The sequence below is a fragment of the Acidimicrobiales bacterium genome, assembly GCA_036399815.1.
Taxonomy (GTDB): Bacteria; Actinomycetota; Acidimicrobiia; order Acidimicrobiales; family DASWMK01; genus DASWMK01.
The window spans coordinates 1-2,755 of the sequence record DASWMK010000221.1 but is presented as its reverse complement, the minus strand read 5'-3'; the positions used below and the strand labels follow the sequence as shown (position 1 = coordinate 2,755).

The 2,755-nt window shown below is 78.5% G+C and carries 2 protein-coding genes; one reads left to right on the top strand and one right to left on the bottom strand.

The genetic code is table 11. From position 1 onward, the window contains the following. Positions 1 to 1,052: hypothetical protein (locus VGB14_16590; GenBank protein ID HEX9994550.1), on the bottom strand; the 1,052-nt coding region annotated here is incomplete at its 3' end. 65 nt (positions 1,053 to 1,117) lie between these two features. Between VGB14_16590 and VGB14_16585 the strand changes: the two genes are divergently transcribed. After that, entirely contained in the window at positions 1,118 to 2,593 is a 1,476-nt protein-coding gene (locus tag VGB14_16585; protein ID HEX9994549.1) for an amidase family protein, read from the top strand. Positions 2,594 to 2,755 lie beyond the last annotated feature (162 nt).

Here is a 2,755-nt window from a genome sequence, read left to right as displayed (position 1 = left end):
GCCACGTCCTCGAACCGCACCCGGCAGGCCTCGACCCCCGTCGCGGCCAGGTACGACAGGGCGGCCTCGTGGTGCGAGGCCCACTGGTGGGCGGCCACCTCCACCAGGTCGGCGTCCACGAGGTCCCGCCAGCCGGGCGGGAAGTCGTAGTTCCACCACCACCCGCCCCACGCCGGGAAGGCGTCGCTGTAGCCGCGGATGCGGAGGGGCACGTCGACGGCGACGTTGAAGAACCCGTGGTGGCGCCACCCGTCGACCAGGCCGTTGACGGCGGCCGCCGGGTTCCGCGTCAGGTGCACGACCCGCAGCCGGGCGTTCGGGAACAGGTCCCGGAAGAACGCCAGCCGGAACGAGTTGCGGGGGGTCGTCAGCACCAGCGGGCGGGACGCCAGCGCCTCGGCGTCGGCCCGCCGCCACGGGCGCAGCAGCACGAACGGCGGCATCTCCACCAGCCGCTCGCCGGGCGGGCCGGCCGGCGGCGGGGCGCCGGGGAAGCGCTGGGCGACGGTCGCCGCCGGCAGGTCGTAGTACCAGGGGTTGACGCCGGGATGGGCGGCCATCGCCCGCTCCAGCACGGCCAGGTTCAGGTCGGCCCCGGCGCCGGCCGAGGCGCGCACCCAGCCGGCGGCCTCGTCGGGGTCGATGTCGAGCTCCGGCCACTGGGCGACCAGCCGCCAGGCCCAGGCCAGGGCGAGGTCCTCGACCTCCTCCTCGCCGAGGTGGGCGGCCGGGCTGCCGACCTCGGCCGCCAGCTCGGCGGCCAGCACGCCGCTGTCGCCCTCCCCGCCCAGACCGGCCACGACGAACAGCGGGTTCACCTCGGCCCGGAGGTGGAGCAGGCCGTCGCAGCGCCGCAGGAGCTCGCCGAACAGGGTCGAGCCCCCTCGGGAGCTGGACACGACGACGACCACCTCCCGGAGCAGGGCCAGCGGGTCGTCGACGGCGAGGCGGCGCCGGGGCCGGAGGGCGGCGAAGCGCTCCTGGGCCCCGGCCAGCCCGGTCGTGTGGGGGACGGCGGCGTCGTAGGCCGACCACGCGACCGGGGGAGGCACGGGGTCGTCGTTCCCCGGCCCCCGCCCGCCGATACCGCCCGGGCCCCCTGGGTACCGCTCCCCCGATGCCGGTCGACCCGTTCCTGCCCGCCACCGAGCTCGTCGCCCGCCTGGCCGCCGGGACGGTGACGAGCCGGGACCTGGTGGAGCTGCACCTCGACCGCATCGAGCGCCTGGGCCCGAGGCTGAACGCGGTCGTCACCCTGGACGCCGACGGCGCCCGCCGCCGGGCCGACGAGCTCGACCGGGCCCGGCGCGACGGCGGCCCGGTCGGCCCGCTCCACGGCCTGCCGATGACGCTGAAGGACTGCTGGGCGACCAGGGGGCTGCGGACGACGGCCGGCCAGCCCGACCTCGCCGACCACGTCCCCCGCGGCGACGCCGTGGCCGTCGACCGGCTGCGCCGGGCCGGCGTGGTCGTGCTCGGCAAGACCAACCTGCCGGCCGGCGCGACCGGCCAGGAGACGGCCAACGAGCTGTTCGGGCGCACCGCCAACCCGTGGGACGCGGACCGCACCCCGGGCGGGTCGTCGGGCGGGGCGGCCGCGGCCGTCGCCGCCGGCCTGACCCCGCTCGAGCTGGGCAGCGACAGCGGCGGCTCGATCCGCCAGCCGGCCCACTTCACCGGCGTGTTCGGCCACGTCCCCACCCACGGGCTCGTCCCCCTGCGGGGCCACCTCCCGTCCCGCCCGCTCGACGACGTGGGCGGCGACACCGACCTGACCGCGGCCGGCCCGCTGGCCCGCAGCGCCGCCGACCTGGACCTCGCCCTCGGCGTGCTGGCCGGCCCGGACGAGCCCGAGGCCGCCGGGCTGCGCCTCGACCTGCCGCCGCCCGCGATCGCGTCCACCAGGGGGCTCCGGGTCGCCGTCTGGCTGGGCGACGAGGACCTCACCGCCTCCCGGGAGGTCCGGGACGCCATCGAGGCCGCCGTCGCCCGGCTGGCCGACGCCGGCGCCAGCGTGGTCGGGCGGGGCCCGGCGTTCTCGACGGCCGAGGCGTGCGAGGTGGCGTTCCTGCTGTGGGTGGCGTCGACGGCGTCGGGCACGGGCGACGAGGACCACGCCCGCCTGGTGGGCGAGGCCGCCCTCGTCGACCCCCGGCCCGGCGCCGACCTGCCGGCGCTGCGGGCCGCCGGCCAGGCCATGCGCCACCGCGACTGGCAGCGCCTCGACGCCACCCGCCGGTCGCTGAGCGTCGGGTGGGCGGCGCTGCTCGACGAGGTCGACGTCGTCGTCTGCCCGGCCGCCCCCGTCCCCGCCCTCCTCCACGACCCCGAGCCCGCCCTCGTGCACGACGTCGACCACCGCCTCGCCATGACCATCGACGTCGACGGCCGCCCCCGCCCCTACCTCGAGCAGATCCTCTGGAACACGGTCGTCGGCATGGCCGGGCTGCCGTCGACGGTCGCCCCCGTGGGCCGCACGCCGGCCGGGCTGCCGGTCGGCGCCCAGGTGGTCGGCCGCCCCTACGGCGACCGGACGACCATCGCCGTCGCCGGCCTGCTCGGGCGCTTCGAGCCGCCGCCCGGCTTCAGCTGAACCGGGGCCGGCCGAGGCGAACGTCGTCCACCCCCGGCGAGAAGTGCACGAGGGGCGGGCCGTCCGGCGCCGGCAGCCCCGACGCCACGACGAGGTCCTCGTCCAGGTCGAGCACCTCGGCCCGGCCGAGGGGCCAGGGCGAGTGGCGCACGGCCACGCTCG